Source organism: Gemmatimonadaceae bacterium (genome assembly GCA_020846935.1).
Classification (GTDB): Bacteria; Gemmatimonadota; Gemmatimonadetes; order Gemmatimonadales; family Gemmatimonadaceae; genus RBC101.
In genome coordinates this window covers 160,235-177,336 of sequence record JADLCY010000001.1, presented here as the reverse complement: position 1 = coordinate 177,336, position 17,102 = coordinate 160,235, and the positions used below count along the sequence as shown (strand labels likewise).

At 67.7% G+C, this 17,102-nt stretch carries 13 protein-coding genes; 8 read left to right on the top strand and 5 right to left on the bottom strand.

The features are described 5' to 3' along the window. Positions 1 to 32: 32 nt before the first annotated feature. The 4 genes from IT361_00845 to IT361_00830 form a co-directional block, all read right to left on the bottom strand. Positions 33 to 464, bottom strand: a complete 432-nt coding sequence (locus tag IT361_00845; GenBank protein ID MCC6316205.1) for a response regulator — start codon at positions 462 to 464, stop codon at positions 33 to 35. A gap of 204 nt (positions 465 to 668) precedes the next feature. After that, a complete protein-coding gene (locus IT361_00840) occupies positions 669 to 1,574 on the bottom strand; it encodes an RNA polymerase sigma factor RpoD/SigA (protein MCC6316204.1) in 906 nt (301 codons plus the stop codon). Positions 1,575 to 1,912: 338 nt separating this feature from the next. Next, complete coding sequence (gene aroB, locus IT361_00835) at positions 1,913 to 3,049, bottom strand: 3-dehydroquinate synthase (protein MCC6316203.1); 1,137 nt, start codon at positions 3,047 to 3,049, stop codon at positions 1,913 to 1,915. Further along, the gene (locus IT361_00830) at positions 3,046 to 3,591 is read right to left on the bottom strand and encodes a cob(I)yrinic acid a,c-diamide adenosyltransferase (protein ID MCC6316202.1); all 546 of its coding nucleotides are present in this window, start codon (positions 3,589 to 3,591) and stop codon (positions 3,046 to 3,048) included. The genes aroB and IT361_00830 overlap by 4 nt, the downstream gene beginning before the upstream one ends. 62 nt (positions 3,592 to 3,653) lie before the next feature. Between IT361_00830 and IT361_00825 the strand changes: the two genes are divergently transcribed. From IT361_00825 to IT361_00790, 8 genes are all read left to right on the top strand, one after another. Further along, positions 3,654 to 4,673 carry an NAD(P)/FAD-dependent oxidoreductase gene (locus IT361_00825; GenBank protein ID MCC6316201.1) on the top strand — a complete coding sequence of 340 codons (1,020 nt, stop codon included), beginning with the start codon at positions 3,654 to 3,656 and terminating at the stop codon, positions 4,671 to 4,673. Positions 4,674 to 4,848: 175 nt separating this feature from the next. Then, complete coding sequence (locus tag IT361_00820; protein ID MCC6316200.1) at positions 4,849 to 5,775, top strand: response regulator; 927 nt, start codon at positions 4,849 to 4,851, stop codon at positions 5,773 to 5,775. 4 nt (positions 5,776 to 5,779) lie between these two features. After that, positions 5,780 to 8,026 carry a BamA/TamA family outer membrane protein gene (locus tag IT361_00815; GenBank protein ID MCC6316199.1) on the top strand — a complete coding sequence of 749 codons (2,247 nt, stop codon included), beginning with the start codon at positions 5,780 to 5,782 and terminating at the stop codon, positions 8,024 to 8,026. Then, the gene (locus IT361_00810) at positions 8,027 to 12,571 is read left to right on the top strand and encodes a translocation/assembly module TamB domain-containing protein (GenBank protein ID MCC6316198.1); all 4,545 of its coding nucleotides are present in this window, start codon (positions 8,027 to 8,029) and stop codon (positions 12,569 to 12,571) included. It begins immediately after the preceding gene. After that, positions 12,568 to 13,461: a diacylglycerol kinase family lipid kinase gene (locus IT361_00805; protein ID MCC6316197.1), complete on the top strand. Its 894-nt coding sequence runs from the start codon at positions 12,568 to 12,570 to the stop codon at positions 13,459 to 13,461. The genes IT361_00810 and IT361_00805 overlap by 4 nt, the downstream gene beginning before the upstream one ends. Next, positions 13,461 to 14,915: a GAF domain-containing protein gene (locus IT361_00800; protein ID MCC6316196.1), complete on the top strand. Its 1,455-nt coding sequence runs from the start codon at positions 13,461 to 13,463 to the stop codon at positions 14,913 to 14,915. The genes IT361_00805 and IT361_00800 overlap by 1 nt, the downstream gene beginning before the upstream one ends. A 1-nt stretch (position 14,916) precedes the next feature. Next, positions 14,917 to 16,269 (top strand): sigma-54-dependent Fis family transcriptional regulator, encoded by a 1,353-nt coding sequence (locus tag IT361_00795; GenBank protein ID MCC6316195.1) that lies wholly within the window; start codon positions 14,917 to 14,919, stop codon positions 16,267 to 16,269. A gap of 10 nt (positions 16,270 to 16,279) precedes the next feature. Further along, positions 16,280 to 16,462, top strand: a complete 183-nt coding sequence (locus IT361_00790; GenBank protein MCC6316194.1) for a hypothetical protein — start codon at positions 16,280 to 16,282, stop codon at positions 16,460 to 16,462. Positions 16,463 to 16,622: 160 nt separating this feature from the next. Here the strand turns inward: IT361_00790 and IT361_00785 are convergent, their stop codons facing one another. Then, on the bottom strand, positions 16,623 to 17,048 hold the full coding sequence (locus IT361_00785; protein ID MCC6316193.1) for a hypothetical protein: 426 nt from the start codon (positions 17,046 to 17,048) through the stop codon (positions 16,623 to 16,625). Positions 17,049 to 17,102 lie beyond the last annotated feature (54 nt).

The window sequence follows — 17,102 nt, the reverse complement described above, 5'->3', positions numbered from 1 at the left end:
GTCGAACGCGATCGACCGCCCCAGCGACAGAATCAGGCCTGCGGTTCGTGGTGCATGACGCGTTCGATCGTCTCGCGCAGCGTGGCAAGCTCGAACGGTTTCTGCAGGACCACGCACGCCGACGAATTCACGAACTCGGCCGCCTCCTGGGAGACGATATCGCCCGTGGAGAAGATGAGTCGATCGAGCACCTCTGGCGCCACCGTCTTGAGGCGGTCGTGGAGCTGGATGCCATTGAGGCCGGGCATTCGAAGGTCTGAGATGATCACGTCGTACGGTGGGGTGGCGGTCTGCTGCCCGTCGAGCACGATCATCGAGTAGCCGCTCTCGCCGTTCGTCGCTTCGTCCACCCGCCATCCCATTCTTGTGAAGAATCGGCGGAGTGCGAGTCGGATCGTGAGCTCATCGTCGATGAGCAGCACCCGATGGCTCGCAGCACCGTCCTGCGTTGCGACGTCGACCATGCGATGGAATCTCCAATGCGGCATCCTGCCGCGCGTCCCGCTCCCTGATCCTTGCTGATTCGTTCGTGACGGACCCGACCGCAATCATTGCGACGGTCGCGCCGGGATGCAACGGCGAGTCGTGTACGATGTGATTGGTCGCTGCATCAAGCGACGAAGGCCGGCCCCAGCGGGACCGGCCTTCACGCCAGCTCCGAACAGGGGTCAGGCCGCCGTCCAGAACCCCGCGAGCGCATGTCCATCGGGCGATTCGCGCAGCTTCTCGAACGCCCGCTCGCGAATTTGCCGGATGCGTTCGCGCGTGACGCCGAGCAGGGCGCCGATGCGCTCGAGCGTCATGGCCTCGGAGCCCTCTTCAAGACCGTAGTAGAGGCTGAGGATCTTGCGCTCGCGGGGCGTCAGGTACTTCTGGAAGACCCGCGTGATGAACTCGCGCATCAGCTTGAAGTCCGTCACGTCTTCGATCTCGGTCCCGTCCACGCCCGAGAAGCGCTCGCCCAGGGTGGAGGCCTCGCGATCGCTGCGGTCGATGGGCGCGTCGAGCGAGACCTCGGTGGAGGTCATCTGGCGCGCGGCGCGAACATTTTCGGGGGATTCGCCGATGAGTCGGGCGACTTCGTCTTCGGACGGATCGCGGCGGAGGACCTGGGAGAGGATCGTCTCGGCGCGCGAGAGACGGATGAGCTGCGAGTTCTGGTTGAGCGGGATGCGGACGCTTCGCGTCTGCTCGGCAAGGGCCTTGAGTACCGCTTGCCTGACCCACCAAACCGCGTAGGAGATGAACTTCACACCCTGATCCGGATCGAACTTTCGAACGGCCTTGAGCAGGCCCTCGTTCCCGATAGCCACCAGTTCGCTGAGGTCGAGCCCATGGCCCTGATACTTCTTCACGTAGGAGATCACGAACCTGAGGTTCGCGGTCACCAGGCGCTCGGCGGCGACTTCGTCCCCCTGCTGGGCCCGGCGAGCTAACCGGCGCTCCTCGGCGGGGTCGGTTATCAGCGGGAGCTTCTGGATGTCGAGGAGGTACTGGTCAAAGGCGGTGGCTGGTGCGGCTCGAACGAAGGACTTGGTCGACGTCCTGGGTTTCGTCTCAGTCGCTTGCTGCATAAGCCTCTCTTCACCGACGACGTGAAGTCAGGGCAGATGTGACGCCTTGACTTGGGGGGGAAGTGGGCGGGCACAGTAAGAAACCATTGCGAGTACGTCAACAGCGAATTTCACCCCGTCCAGTCGCACAGTCCCGCGGACTCGAGGCATATCCAAACCCCACAACGCGTTGCATCGAAATGTGTGAACCTCGCCTGCTATCGCGAAAAACCATCAACCCACGAGGCGCCACCGAACATACACCGGCAACTGTGTGGAAAACCTGCACCCGGAATAACCGTCTCATCTGGGCTCAGGGGGCTTGAGGCGGTCGGGGGATGCGGGCGAGGACCCAAACGTCAGCTGGCCACCTCGGCCAGGATCCGCTCGACCGCCGCGTCCTCGACGCCCACTCCGCGTTCCGCGTCTGCCATCGCCCCGATCCGGCTCGGCAGCGCAAAGACCAACGTGCCGGACCGCGCCTTCTTGTCGAGGCGCATCGCGTCGAGCAGGGCGGAGGGCGCCATGCCGGATGGCAGTATGGTCGGCAGCCCGAGGGCGCGCAGGGTCCCCGCGAGACGTTCCGCAAGCGCTGGCTGGGCGAGGCCAAGGTGCACGGCGAGCTGCGCCTCGAGGCACATACCGATGGAAATGGCCTCGCCGTGCAGCATCGTGAAGTCGGACAGCAGTTCGACGGCGTGGCCGATGGTGTGCCCGAAGTTGAGCACCTGCCGAAGTCCGTGTTCGTGTGCGTCACGTGTCACGACGTCGGCCTTGATGCGCACACTCCTGGCGACGAGATCGGCGAGGGCCTGGCCGTGCCATGCGACGTGGGCGGGGTCCGTCCCGAGGATCTCGACGCCGGTCCGGTGAGCGGCGTCGAAGTATTCCGGGTCGGCGATCACACCGTGCTTCACGATCTCGGCGAAGCCTGCGCGCAGGTGCTCGACGGGCAGGGTTTGCAGCACGGTCGGATCGACGAGGACCGCCGCAGGCTGATGGAAGGCGCCGACGAGGTTCTTTCCATGCCGGGTATCGACGCCGACCTTGCCGCCCACGGAGGCGTCCACCATGGCGAGCAGGGACGTCGGCACCTGCACGAAGGGGACGCCACGCATGAACGTCGCCGCGACGAACCCGGCGAGGTCGCCCACCACGCCGCCGCCGAGGGCGATGATCGCGGTGTCGCGTCCACATCGTTCTTCGAGGAGCCAGTCGGTAAGCTGCGTCCATGACTCGCGGGTCTTTTCCTGTTCGCCGGCGTGGATGGCGCGCAGGATGACCCGCGAATGCGGGGCGAAGTGCCGGAGAGACCCAATGAGCTGCGGCGCGGCGATCGGCCCGACGTGGTCATCGGTGATGACGGCCCACGTCCGCGCGCGAGCGACCTGGGTGGCGATGCGGCCCGCCTCGTCCAGCAGCCACGGGGCGACGCGCACCTCGTAGCCGAGCAGAGTGATGACCTGCGGGGCCACGGGGACCGGGGGCGTGCTCACCAGGTGACTTCGCCGGCGCCGGCGCGGGCGTTGGCGACGCGCGCGAGCATGAACAGCAGGTCGGAGAGTCGATTCAGGTAGACGACCACGACATCGGGAATCGGCACGGAGCGGCGGAGCGACACGACGCGTCGTTCGGCGCGACGGCACACCGTGCGCGCCACATGCAACGCCGCGCTCTTTGGTGAGCCACCGGGCAGGATGAACGCCTTGAGCGGTTCCAGTTCCCGGTCGCAGGCGTCGATGGCGCGCTCCAACTCCGCGATGCGTGCGTCGTCGAGGCGCGCCTTGGCCAATTGCTCGCTCATCCGGGCATGATCGGGCGTGGCGAGCAGTGCACCGATACTGAACAGATCCCGCTGGATGGGGACGACGACTTCGTCGATGCGAGGCATGAGTTCGACCGCACGAACGACGCCGAGGCATGCGTTGAGCTCGTCCACCTCGCCGTATGCGTCGACGCGCGCGTCGTCCTTCTCCACGCGACCGCCGCCAAACAGTCCGGTGGATCCGTCATCGCCGGTCTTCGTGTAGATCCTGATCGTCATGCCGCAAGATAACGGTCGGTGGCCGGGTCGCGGCCCGGGGCGATTACCTTTCGCCCATGAACACCCACGACCTGGTCGACATCACCATCATCGGTGGCGGCCCCACCGGGCTCTTCGCCCGGTTCTATGCCGGCATGCGCGGCGTCAGCTGCCGCATCGTCGATGCGCTCCCGGAACCCGGTGGCCAGCTCGCCGCACTCTATCCCGAGAAGTACATCTTCGACGTGGCGGGCTTCACCAAGGTGTTGGCCCGCGACCTCGTGCGCGCCCTCGTCGAACAGTCCAGACAGTTCGGCGCGCCGGAGTTCCTGAACCAGCGTGTGGTCGCGCTCGAGGAAGTCGACGGGCATTTCGTGCTGGTCACGTCGACCGATCGGTTTCCGACACGCGCGATCGTCCTCGCGGCCGGTATCGGTGCCTTCACGCCGCGTCGGCTGCCGCAGGCCGCCGCTCAGCCCTGGTACGGTCGCGGTATCCACGACGTGATGGGCGACCCCGCGCAGTACCACGGCAAGCGGGTCGTGATCATCGGAGGCGGCGACTCGGCGTTCGACTGGACCGCGCAGCTTGTGGGGAAAGCGGAGCGCGTCTCGCTGGTGCATCGGACCGATCGCTTCCGCGCGCATGGAGCCACCGTCTCGGAAGTGATGCAGGCGGTGGAGCGCGGTGACGCGGATCTGTTCACGTTTCACGAACTGCACGACATCCTCGCGGTGGACGCCGCGCTCGCCGGCATCGTGTTGCGCGAGACGAAGACCAAGGCGACGAAGGAGGTCCCGTCAGACGTCGTGTTGCCGATGCTTGGCTACGTGAGCGATCTGGGTGACGTGTCCAACTGGGGCCTCACCATCACCAACGACGAGATCCACGTGAACTCGCAGATGGAGACGGGTCGGCCGGGAATCTGGGCGGCCGGCGACGTGACCACGTACCCGGGCAAGCTCAAGCTGATTGCCGCCGGATTCGGCGAGGCCGCGACCGCGGTGAACCAGGCCGTGCACTGGCTCCATCCCGAGAAGAAGGTGGCGCCGGGGCATTCGTCGAACATGGGGATCTTTGGACAGACGCCCGACTAGAAGGGTCAGACCTCGGGGATCCCGAAGCACATAGGGATCGAGGGGAACCGCGGGTCGCGTTCTTACGAGCGCCGTCGTTGGCTCCGGGTCTGCCGTTCCCGTTGACACGCGCGTTGGCGACCGGCGAATTTGTTGTGGCGCATCACTTTAGACGCTCTCGCCCGCGCCCATTTTCGTGAGCTACCTGCTTGTCGCCGACGACAACGAGGACATGCGGCTCATGCTCCGCGACCTCTTTCGAGCGTCGGGGCACGAGGTGTCGGTCGTTGGCGATGGGATGGAAGCGCTCGAAGCGATCAGCGTGCGCGAGCCGGACCTCGTTGTGCTCGACAACTCGATGCCGCGCATGACGGGGCTCGAGGTGTGCCGGCGGCTCAAGGACAACCCGTTCACTGCCCGAATCCCCGTGCTCATGCTCACGGCACAGAGCGGGGTGGAGAACAAGGTGGAGGGGTTTACGGCGGGGGCCGACGAGTACCTTGCCAAGCCGTTCGACCCGCGGGAGCTGCGCGTGCGCGTTGCCGCGCTGTTGCGCCTGGTCCAGCGCGAAGGCGATCGAAATCCGACGAGTGGGCTCCCGGGCGGACGTGCGATCGACGCCGAGGTGGTGCGGCGCATCGAGCGTCGACAGGGGTTTGCGGTCTGCTACCTCGACCTCGACAACTTCAAGCCGTTTGCCGACACCTTTGGCTTTGCGATCGCGGACGAGGTGATCCGCGGGCTCGGGGCCGCCATCCGCGACGCATCGACCGCGGTGAACGGGCCGGCGAATCACGATTTCGTGGGACACATCGGCGGCGACGACTTCATCGTGGTGACCGACCAGGAGCGGGTACGACGCTTCGTTGAAGAGTGTACCACTCGCTGTCGTGATGTCGTCGCGCGTGCGGTGGGCGGCGATGCGGCACAGCGCGGGACCTACCGCGGCCTCGACCGGGACGGGAATCCGCGCGAGTTCCCGCTGGCCAACGTGTCGGCGGCGGTGATGCAGGTGCGACCGGAGACGTGGGTGAGCCTGGCGCACCTTGGGCAGCGCGCTGCCGACGCCAAGCGCCGCGCCAAGATGCAGGGCCCCGGCGGGCTGCTGTTCGAAGAGGCCTGAGCGGATGCGGCGGTTCGTGTGGCTGGCGCTCGCGTCGTGCCTGGGCGCGGTGCCCGCGGCTGCACAGCAGGTGTTGTGCGAAGGCGGGCTGCGAGAGGTGAACGCCGTCGACTTTCGCGGCAACACCACCTATCGCGACGACCAGCTCTCGGTGCTCATCGTCACGACGCCGTCTACGTGGGCGCGCCGGCTGTTCCGGATCGTCGGCACCCGACTGTGCTACGACTCCACCGTCGTGCTCCAGGATGCACAGCGACTCGCGTTCTACTACCACGAGCGCGGTTTCCGCGGCACCCGCGTGCGCCCGACGCTCCCCAGGCAGGACGAGAAGTCGGTGGACGTGCGCTTCGACATCAGCGAGGGGCGGCCGCTCCTGATCGACAGTCTCGCGGTGAATGGACTCGAGGACGTGCCGGTGCGTGACCGGGTGCTGCGCAACCTGCCGGTGCGGCTCGGCGATCGCATGGACCGCGCCCTCCTCGATGCGATGCGCGATTCGATCACGCGGCGGTTGCGCAACTCGGGGTACCCGACCGCGGATGTGCTGCGAAATATCGACACCGATACCGCGGCCCTGCGCGCGAAGGTCTGGTTCGAGGCGGCGCCCGGACCGCGGATGCGCATCGGCGCCATCGAGATTGCCGTGAGTCCGGCGCGGGGAACCGGGGAGGCGAGCGTGCGACCGGCTCGGGTGCGCGAGACCCTGGGCATCGATGCCGGCGACGTGTTCAGCCAGCGCGACCTCGAGGGCGTGAAACGCGGACTCTACCTCACCGAAGCCTTCCAGCACGTCGACGTTTCGGTCGACTCGGCCAGCCTGCAAGATCGGGTTGATTCGCTGGTGAAGGTCAACGTGAACCTTGTCGAGGGTGACCTGCGTGGTGCGCGCGCGGCGATCGGGTGGGGTAACTACGACTGCCTGCGCATCCAGGGCAACATGGCGACGGTGAACTTCCTCGGTGGGCTTCGGCGCGTCGACGTGACCGGACGGCTGTCGCGCATCGGCGCCGGAGACCCCTTCAGGTTCATCGACGCCCTGTGCCCGAAGAGCGTGCGAGAGGACTTCTTCAGCGGCGGCACCAACTATTACGTGGGGGCCACCTATACGCAGCCGCCGCTCTTTGGACGACGCGCTTTTCCGTCCCTCACGGCCTACAGCGAACGTCGGTCGGAGTATCGCACGTTCCGTCGTGACACGCCGTTAGGTCTCCTGGGCGCCCTGCAACTCGCCGGACGCATCCCGCTGTCGATGTCGTACCAGCTCGAGTACGGCAAAACGGAGGCACAGCCGGCGTATTTCTGCGGCGTGTTCAACGTGTGTGACCGTGAGACGATCAACCTGCTCGGCAGGACCAATCGCCGCACGGCGACCGTCGGGTGGTCCGCGCTGCGCTCGACGGCAAACGACATCGCCGATCCGTCGAGCGGCTCTGTCATGCGCTTCGAGCTGCGACACGCCTCGCCCGCGGTGGGATCGGACAACTTCGTGAAGTTCACTCGGGCGGGGGTCGATGCCGCCTGGTACTTCGGGCTCCCGGACGATGGCCGGCTCGTGGTGCGGTTTCGCGGTGGGACGCTGCTCGCCGACAAGAGCCTGGACGGCGTGCAGCGTTTCGTGCCTCCGCAGGAGCGCATGTACGCCGGTGGCCCGACCTCCGTGCGCGGGTTCGGGCCTAACGAGCTCGGCCCGCTGGTCTATCGCGTCGGCCCCGACCGCTATGCGGTGTTCGATTCGGCGGGCGCGACCTACTACCGCGCCCCGGCCGATGTGAGCCGCCTGCGACCCGACCAGCCGACGGGTGGCGACAACGTCGTCGTCCTCAACGCCGAGCTGCGGATGCGAAGCCCCGCGTATCCCGAGCTCCTGCAGCTCGCGGTGTTCGCGGACGCGGGCGAGGTATGGAATCGCAGCTCGGCCAGCGCACGTTCCAGTTTCACGAAGCTCCGGGTCACGCCCGGGGTCGGCGTGCGGGTGTTTTCTCCGATCGGACCGCTGCGCGTGGATGTGGCGTATGGGCCACGCGAGTCTCCGGTCGGGCCCGTGTACTACATCGATCAGGGGGACCAGGATCTGAGCCGACGGGGCGGCGAAGTCTTCTGCGTGAGCCCCGGGAACACCCTCGCCATCACCACCGTGCAGGGGGAGTTTCGTCAGGCGCCGGGAGCCTGTCCGTCGTCGTTCCGTCCGCCCAATCGCCGAGGCTTCTTCGAGCGCTTGCGGTTCAACTTCTCGATCGGACAGGCGTTCTAGATGTCGCGCCGGCGCGTCGTCGTGCTCGCCAGTGCGGCGACGATCTTCCTGCTGGTGGGGCTCCTCGGGCTCGCGCTGGTGTTCACCACGCGAACGGACTGGGGGCGCGAACAGATTCGCTCCTACGTCCAGAACACGCTCAACAGTCGCGTGAAGGGAGGCAAGTGGCACGTGGGAAGGATCAGCGGGTCGCTGTTCACGGAACTGGTGGTCGACTCGTTCGCCATCCGCGAGCCCAACGATTCGCTCTTCATTTCCACCGGACGGGTCAGCGTGCGGTTCGACCCGCGCGACCTGTGGGATCGCCGCATCCTGGTCCGCGAACTTCGCGTGGAACACCCCGTGGTGTACGTGCGCCAGGACTCGCTGGAGAAGTGGAACTTCCGGAAGATCTTCCCGTCAGGTCCGCCCGGCGCTCCACGCACCACGCGCAACTTTGGCGACTACATCGTGGTCACCAACGCCGAGCTGCATCAACTCGCGTTTCACCTGACGATGCCGTGGGAGCCCGCCGACTCACTGTCGGGCGCGCGTCGCGACAGCGCGGTCACCCACGGCCTGACGCGACCGGACAAGAAGATCCGACGGAGCGGCGGCCACTTCACGATCACGCGCAGCTGGACCCAGGGCGACCTCAGGGTCGCGCACGCTCGCATTGCCGACCCCGATTCCGCTGGCCGCTTCTTTCTGGTGGAGCGACTGGATGTCGATGAGTTCGATCCGCCGCTCCGGATCTCGAACGCCGTCGGGACTGTGCGGCTGCTCGGGGACTCCGCCTGGGTCGACTTCTCCCGGTTCCAGTTACCCGGCTCGCGAGGCAGTGGCGCCGGCAAGGTGTGGTGGGGCAGCGATCTCCCTGCGCGTTACGACCTCAAGGTGCGGGGCGATTCGGTTTCGCTCGCCGACGTGGACTGGGTGTATCCCACGCTGCCGACGACCGGCGGGGGGTCGATGGACCTCACCATCCGGAACGAGCGCGACCTGCACGTGCTCGACTACGTCCTCTCGAACATGGACGTGGAGACCACCGGGTCACGCCTTCGGGGGAGCATGACGTTCGGCGTCGGCGGGCCGGTGCTGATCGTGAAGGACGTCGACGTCGAGACGACGCCGATCGACTGGGCGCTCATCGAACAACTGAGCGGAGAACCGTTGCCGTTTCCGTGGCGCGGCAAGATCACGGCTCGTGTGCGCGCCAGCGGAGGCCCGGTGAACCGGTTCACCGTCGACGATGCCACCTTTGCGTTCGTCGATGCAAACGTCCCGGGCGCCCGGGCTTCCGGTCGCGCCCGCGGTGACCTCGACATCCTGTTTCCGGCGTTCACGCGCTTCAACGGATTCGACGTCACGATCGATCGCTTCGACCTGGCGACGCTCCAGTTCCTCAACCCGGCGTTTCCGCGTCTCGACGGATGGATCGACGGCCGAGCACGACTGGACTCGGTGTGGACCGACGTGCGATTCCGCAGCGGAGACATCACGCACCACTTCGAGGAGTTGCCGGCGAGCCGTGTCACCGGCTCGGGCCGCGTCACGATCGGGGAGAAGTTCCTCACCTACGACGTCGCCATGCAGGCCTCGCCGATCGAACTGACGACGATCGCGCGCGCGTGGCCGGAACTCGCGCTCGAACAGCGCGGATCGCTGACCGGACCCGTGCGCCTGCAGGGGACCGCCGAGGATCTCGATGTGTCCACCGAACTCACGGGTGCGCCGGGGACCTACGGTTTCGACGGCCGCGTCGACATCGATTCCGTCGGTGGCTACGCCTGGCGTGGCAGTCTGCGATTCACCGACGCGAACCTGCGGGTACTCTACGATACGTCGAGCCTGCCGATCACCGCGCTCACCGGCAGCGCAGAGGTAGATGTCCGGGGCGACTCGCTGGCGAACTACGTCGGCACGCTCGGCATCGACCTGATGCGCTCACGGATCGACAGCACGCGCCTGTACGAAGGAGCCCGCGCGCGCCTGGCGTTTCTTGATGGTCGCCTTCGCATCGACTCGCTCGGTGTGGAGACTCCGATCGGGCGTCTGCGCGCACGCGGCGGACTCGGCCTGCGCGCCGATCAGGCTGACTCGATGTCGGTCCGCCTCGAGGCCGATTCGCTTGGTGGACTTCGCCCGTACCTCAACCGCGAGGCCGTCGATTCGGTGGCGCGCGCGGCGGTGGACAATGACTCGCTCTTCGGGGAAGTCACCGCGTCGCTCACGCTGGCGGGGTCGATCGATACGCTGGACGTGCGAGGCTCGGTTGATGCGCGGGCGCTCGATGCGTTCCGGACCACGGCGGAGCGCGCGCGCGTGCAACTCGACTTGGTCGCCGTTGGCCTGCCCGGCCTGCGCGGGACGGCGTCGGCGACGGGTGACACGGTCGCGGTGGCCGGCATAGTGTTCCGACATGCCGCCATCGACGCCACGTTCCACGACGCGGACTCCGTGGACGTGCGCCTGATGGCCGAGCAGAGCACCGGGCCCACGATCGACGCCACGGCGAACGTTGGCACTCGGGGCGACACGACCACGGTCCTTCTGTCGCAGGGGCGCGTCGGGTTTGGCGACCACGAATGGTTGCTCGACCGCCCGGGGCGTATCCGGTGGTGGCCCGAAGCGTTTGCAATCGACTCCGTGTCGCTCGCCGGCAATCGGGGGGCACACCTCCTCGTGCACGGTACGGCGTCCGACGTCGCCCCGGTGGCGATGCGCCTCATGGTCGACTCCATGGCGCTGGAAGACCTGGCCGCGCTCGGCCAGTCGCGCGTGAAGCTGGCGGGCGCGATGAGCCTCGATGTGCGGGCGACCGGCACGCGGCTCGACCCGATCCTGGACGTTCGTGGCCGGCTGGTCGGCACGAAGGTGGGACAGGTGAACCTCGCGGAGACGTCGCTCTCGGGGCGGTACGCCGATCGACGATTCACCGGAGCACTCGCCGTGCTGCGGGGTGACACGGCCGTGCTGCAGGTCGAGGGGAACGTGCCGGTCGACCTCGCCTTCGCCTCGCGCTCGCGCCGGCTGCTCGACGACTCGATGCGCGTCTCCGTGGTCTCGCGCGACGTGGACCTCAAGCTGGTGGAGTCGTTCACGCCGGCGGTGAGCAACGCGGCGGGTCGGCTCAACGCCAACCTCTCGATTGCCGGCCGCCCGCGCGCGACGGCCCTCGAAGGCTTTGTCCGCGTGGACAGTGCGCGTGCGTTCGTGACGGACCTCGGGGTCGAGGTGCGGGATTTCTTCGCCGACCTGCGGGCCGCCCGCGACACGATCCGGATCGAGCGCTTCTCGATGCTGAGTGGCGAGACGGCGCGCAGCCGCCTGTCGCTCGACGGCTTTGTCGCGCTCAACAACGCCGAGGATCGCGAGTTCTCGCTCAACCTCAATGCGACGAACTTCCATGTCGTGGATCGGCGCCGCATCGGCGACCTGACCATGAGTGCCGGACTTCGCTTCCGGGGTCGCGAATCGGCATCCGTGCTTACCGGCGACGTGACGGTCGACAACGGCTACATCGTGATCCCGGAGCTCACGTCGAAGCAGATCGTGGACATCGACGACCCGGAGTTCGCGGCGCTGGTCGACACGTCACTCACGGGCACGCGGGCCGTCCTTCCCGAGCTTCCGCGACTGCTGCGCGGACTCACCGCGCAGAACGTGCAGATCGCGATGGGCTCCGACGTGCGGCTGCGGTCGTCCGAAGCCAACATCAAGCTCGGCGGGTCGGTGAACGTGATCCGGGCCAGCGGCCTTTCAGCGACCGGCGTCCCGCAGCTGGCCGTCGAAGGTGCGCTGCGGACCGAGCGCGGCACGTTCCTGATGCGCTTCGGTGACGTGTTGTACCGCCTCTTCTCGATCGAAGGGGGCGAGGTGCGGTTCTTCGGCGACGCCGACTTCAACCCGACGCTCAACATCCGGGCCCTGTATTCGGTGCGCCAGGCGAGCCAGCTGTACAGCAACCGCAACATCCGCATTCGCGCGCTCCTGCTCGGGACGCTCGCGCAGCCGCGCATTGCGCTCGAGAGCGCAGATTCGCTGCAGCTCTCGCAGTCCGACCTGATCGCGTACCTGCTGACCGGCCGGCCGAGCGGCGACATTGGAGGCCTCGACGCCTCGTATGACCTGCTGCTCACGAACATCGGGTCGAGCCTGTCGGCGCGGTACTCCGGCCGTTTCTTCGACTACATCCAGTTGCAGTCGGTGTCCGGGTCGCTCAGCAACCTCCAGAACACGCGTCGCAGCCAGAGTCTCTTTGCCGGGCTCGCGGGCACGCAGCTGGGCGTGGGCAAGCAGCTCAACGATCGCACGTTTGCGAGCCTGACGACCGGGTTCTGCCCGCTGCAGCAGTTTCTTGGCGGGGCCGCGGCGACGAACAACTTCCGCGCGAGCGAAATGATCGGCTTCTCGCTGGAGTACACCATCCGATCAGGGCTCGGCGTCTCGGTGAGCCGCGAACCTCCGCTCGCGGCGATGTTGTGCAGCAATGAAACGCTGGGCTTTGCGGCGACGCGCGGCTCGCAGTGGTCGCTCGACCTGTTCCGCACCTGGCGCTGGTGACGGTCCGTCGCGCGCTGGTGATTGCGAACCCGGCGGCCCGGCGCGCCTCGCGCGCGCTGCCGCGGGCGCTCCGCACTTTCGCCGCTCATGGCGTGGTCGCGGATGCGGTGGTGACCGAACATCCTGGGCACGCGCGGGAGCTGGCGCACGAGCGGGCCCCCGGGTACGACGCCGTGTTCGTGCTCGGCGGCGACGGGACGGCCATGGAGGTGCTCGAGGCCTCCGGGAACCACGGTCGTCCCGTCGGTGTGCTGCCAGGCGGGACCGGAAATCTGGTGGCGCGCGCGCTCGGGACGCCGCTGCGTGTGGACGCCGCGGTGCGCGCGCTGCTCGCGGGTGAGGAGCGGCGCATCGACCTGGGCGCGTTGGACGATGGCCGCACCTTCGCCTTCGCCGCCGGCGTGGGCATCGACGCCACCATGCTCGAGCGTGCGTCGCCGCGTTTCAAGCGGTACGCCGGCGTGCTGGCGTATGTGATCGCCGCCACAGACGCGTCGCTGCGCTTTCGGCCGTTCGTGCTCCACGCCACGGTGGACGGGGTCGAGCATACATTTCACGCCGCTGCGGCGATGGTGCTCAACTTCGGGACGGTGCTGGGTGGCATGTTGCAACTGGCGCCGGACGTCGATCCCGGTGACGGGTGGCTGGACCTCTGCGTGTTCGGACCGAGGACACTGGGCGACGTGCTGCAGATCGGCTGGCGCATCTGGCGCCATCGGCTGTCGGAGGACGTGCACATGCATTTCCTGAAGGGACGTATGATCCGGCTCGCCACCGAGCCCATGCGCGCGGCACAGGCCGACGGCGAGTTGTTAGGCACGACGCCGATCACCTGCGTCGTGCGGCCGGGCGCCGCGCGGATCCTTGTGCCCGCCGGAGGGCGGGCCTGATGTCGTCACGGCCGGCGTCCGCGACGCGCACTACGCCAGGGGCGGAGAGCGTCACCGAGGCAGCGCATCGCAGCCTCGAGACGCTGGCGCCTGACGACGTCGTCGCGGTCCGTCGGCTGTTCGCCATCGGCGAACGCCGGGCGGTCGAGCTGCAGCACCTGCAGCACATCACCACCGCACTCTCGCGCACCCTCGACGAGGAAACGATCCTCGACGAGGTGGTGCGAGGCACCCTGCGCGCCCTTGGCGGGTCGGGAGCCATGGTCGTGCTCGCCGGCGAGCAGGGGCAGGGCATGCAGACGCGTCGGCACCTCGGCGCCGACGGCGATCGGCCGTTGATTCCCTTGCGCACGGACGCCGGGGCGTTCGCTGGATCGGTGCTCGCCGGCGGGCCGCGGCTCTTCACGCGTGCGCTCGACGCCGATGGTGAGGCGATCGACCTCACGATGGGAACCGAGCACCAGATCGACGCGCTCGTGGTCGTGCCGATGTTGCAGGGTCACAACCTGGTCGGCGCGATCGTGGCCTACGCCGCGGATGCGCACGCGTTCGACGCCGAGACGCGGGAGTTCCTCGTTACGATCGCGGTGACCTCGGGGACGGCGCTGCGCAACGCGCGACTGTACGCGGAAAGCGAGCGGGAGCGCCGCCAGAGCGACGCCATGGCCGAGGTGGCGCGCGCGGCGGGCGAGTCGTTGCGGGTGACCGAAGTCCAGCGGCTGATCATGCGACACGCGATGGCGCTGCTGCGCGCCGAGGGGTGCTGCGTCGCCATGCGGGACGGCGACTATTTGCACGTCGAGTCTGCCACCGGCACGACGTCGGTGATGGCCGGCGTCGTGATGCCCGTGCAGTCGTCACTCATCGGGCGCGCGGTGCGGACGGGCGAGCCAACCATCAGCAACGACGTGCGCGCCGAACCCGAGAACGCGCAGCCAGGGTTGCCGCTCGTGGACGTCACGAAGGCGGTCATTGTCCCGCTCCGGACTGCGCGCGGCGTGATCGGGGCGCTGTCGGTCTACGATCGGGAAGATCCGTTTCGTGCAGCAGACCTGCGGATCCTGCAGCGACTGGCCGACCAGGTGACGGTGGCCATCGTCAATTCACGACTGTTCACCGATATCCAGGAGACGACGCGGGAGTGGTCATCCACGTTCGATGCGATGGGTGTGGGGATGGCGGTGGTGAACGACGAAGGTCGCGTGTTGCGATGCAACGCGCGGGCGCGCCAGCTCTCCGGTGACGAGTGGGGTCTCATGGGCCGGCCATTCTACCAGGCGCTCCTCGGTGTCGAGCAGCCCGGCGATCCGAACCCGCTGCGCGTGGCGATCGATGACGGCGCGCGGAGTCGCGCCCGGATGCACAGCGCGGACCGGGCGCGCCTGTTCGATGTTCACGCCGCGCCGCACCTCGATGGTGGCGCGGTGGTCACGTTCGATCTGGTGGAGGGCTGAGGTGGCTGAGCTGCTGATCGTTGATGACGAGGAGACCCTCGCGCACGCGTATTCGCGATTCTTCGCCGGGAACGGGCACGCGGTGCGCCGCGCGTTCACCGGCGCCTCGGCGCTGGCGTCGTTCAGGGAGCGTCGCCCCGATGTCGTGCTGCTCGACGTACACCTGCCGGACATGTCGGGCTTTGACGTCTTCGAGCAGCTCAAGAGTGAACGACCCGTCGTCGTGATGATCTCGGGCCAGGCCGAGGTGCCCATGGCGGTGCGGGCCATGCAGGAAGGGATGGAGAACTTCCTTACCAAGCCGGTCAGTCTCGACCATCTCGGCATCGCGATGGATCGCGCGCTGGAAACCGTGCGGCTTCGTCAGCTGCGTCACTACATCGGTGAGCGACGCGCAAGCACGAGCCACCTCGCCCTCGGCTCATCGCCGACGATGCGTGATCTTGCGCAGCGGATCGACCTGCTGGCGGGTACCGAGCGCACGCCGGCGCTCCTGGCGGGGGAGAGTGGTACAGGCAAGGGGCGCATCGCTGAACTGATCCACGCCGGGAGCGCGCGCTCGAGCGGACCATTCGTCGAGGTACCGTGCGGCAGTGCGTCGGTAGAGTCGCTGGACGCGGAGCTGTTCGGCACCGACGCCGGATCCACCGAGGGCCGACCGGGTCTCGTCGAAATGGCCGCGGGCGGCTCGCTGTTTCTCGAGGAGATCGGGGACGTGCCCCTGGCCCTGCAGCCCAAGGTGCTGCGCGTGCTCGAGGGAAAACCGGTGCGCCGCGCTGGCGGCACACGCGAGGTGCAGCCGACGGCCCGATTGCTGGCCGCCACCTCACGCGACCTGATCGCCGAAGTCAACGCCGGACGGTTTCGCGAAGACCTGTACTATCGGCTGAGCGTGATGCCGCTGCGCCTGCCGCCGCTGCGCGAACGCTCCCGCGAGGACCTGTGCGAACTGATCGACCGACTCATCGAAGAACTCGCGCAGCAGCTCCCGCAGTCGCCACGCCTGCTGGGGGCCGATGCGATCGAACGGCTCCTTCGTCACCCCTGGCCCGGCAACATTCGTGAGCTGCGCAACGTGCTCGAACGCGCGATGATCCTCGGAAGGGGGCGTGAAGTCCTCGACACCGACGTCCTGCCGCCTGACATGCGCGCACGCGAGGCGGCGAGCGGGGACGACGCGCTGTTTCTTCCGCGTGCGCTGGACGATGTCGAGCGCGAACATATCGAGCGCACGCTCCGCGCGTACCGGGGCAATCGATCGCGCGCCGCCAGGATCCTCGGCATCTCGCGTGCGACGCTCATCAAGAAGATCCGCGACTACGGGCTGGCCGGGACGGCGCCAGGCCCGGCGTAAGGAGGACGCCATGACGGAACTCAAGGAACACGACGCCATGCGATGCCGCGCGTGCGGCAACGAGGAGCGCGCCTCGGAGGGCTATCCCTGCGCCGACTGCGGCACGTTCCTGTGTGTCATCTGCAACATGAAAGGCGTTACGCGGTGCAAGGCGTGTGCTGCCGCCGTGAAACCCACCGGCGAACCGCGATAGTCGCGGTTCGGCCGCACGCGCAGGCCACGGAATACCGTACTTCGCTGGACGCCACGGCACCCGTCGTGCGCATGGTCAGCGCGGAAGCCGCCGCGCCTCGACGTTGAGGACGCGGCGGCCCTCGGGGAGCGCCCGGAGCGCGGACGCCCCGCTCGACGCGTCACGACACCATGCCTCCGACCGGCGCGACGAACGGCGCGGCGGTGCGCACGTGCAGCGGGACTTCGCCGCATGGCTCGCCGTTCACCAGCAGGAGCATCGCGTAGGAGCCCTGCAGGTCCAGCGGCAGGTCCACCGTGGCGATCAGCGGAATGTCCACCTCGCTCACGCCCGGTGGTGGCTGCGACAGCTCGATCTGTCCGTCCGAAGACCACAGTTCGACGCCGTTGGGATTCTGCCACCGCAGGCCTACGGAGTGTACGCCGACGTCGAGCGGCGTGCCCTTGAACCGGACGATGAGGTGCGCGCGCGGATGGACGGCCGGCACCGCGCCGACCTGCACGGCGTCAAACACGCCGAGGATGTTGAGTTTCCCTTCCTGGGAGATGTTGGCCGCGTCGGCGAACATCGCGAACGAGACGATCATGCGCGGAAACTAGGCCGGCGGGGACGACGGGGACAGGCGACGCATGGTGCAACG

What these genes read in the sequence shown, in the direction of transcription:
- IT361_00845 (MCC6316205.1), bottom strand. Translation starts at nt 464, where the DNA reads ATGGTCGACGTCGCAACGCAGGACGGTGCTGCGAGCCATCGGGTGCTG.
- IT361_00840 (MCC6316204.1), bottom strand. Translation starts at nt 1,574, where the DNA reads ATGCAGCAAGCGACTGAGACGAAACCCAGGACGTCGACCAAGTCCTTC.
- IT361_00825 (MCC6316201.1), top strand. Translation starts at nt 3,654, where the DNA reads ATGAACACCCACGACCTGGTCGACATCACCATCATCGGTGGCGGCCCC.
- IT361_00815 (MCC6316199.1), top strand. Translation starts at nt 5,780, where the DNA reads ATGCGGCGGTTCGTGTGGCTGGCGCTCGCGTCGTGCCTGGGCGCGGTG.
- IT361_00810 (MCC6316198.1), top strand. Translation starts at nt 8,027, where the DNA reads ATGTCGCGCCGGCGCGTCGTCGTGCTCGCCAGTGCGGCGACGATCTTC.
- IT361_00800 (MCC6316196.1), top strand. Translation starts at nt 13,461, where the DNA reads ATGTCGTCACGGCCGGCGTCCGCGACGCGCACTACGCCAGGGGCGGAG.
- IT361_00790 (MCC6316194.1), top strand. Translation starts at nt 16,280, where the DNA reads ATGACGGAACTCAAGGAACACGACGCCATGCGATGCCGCGCGTGCGGC.
- IT361_00785 (MCC6316193.1), bottom strand. Translation starts at nt 17,048, where the DNA reads ATGATCGTCTCGTTCGCGATGTTCGCCGACGCGGCCAACATCTCCCAG.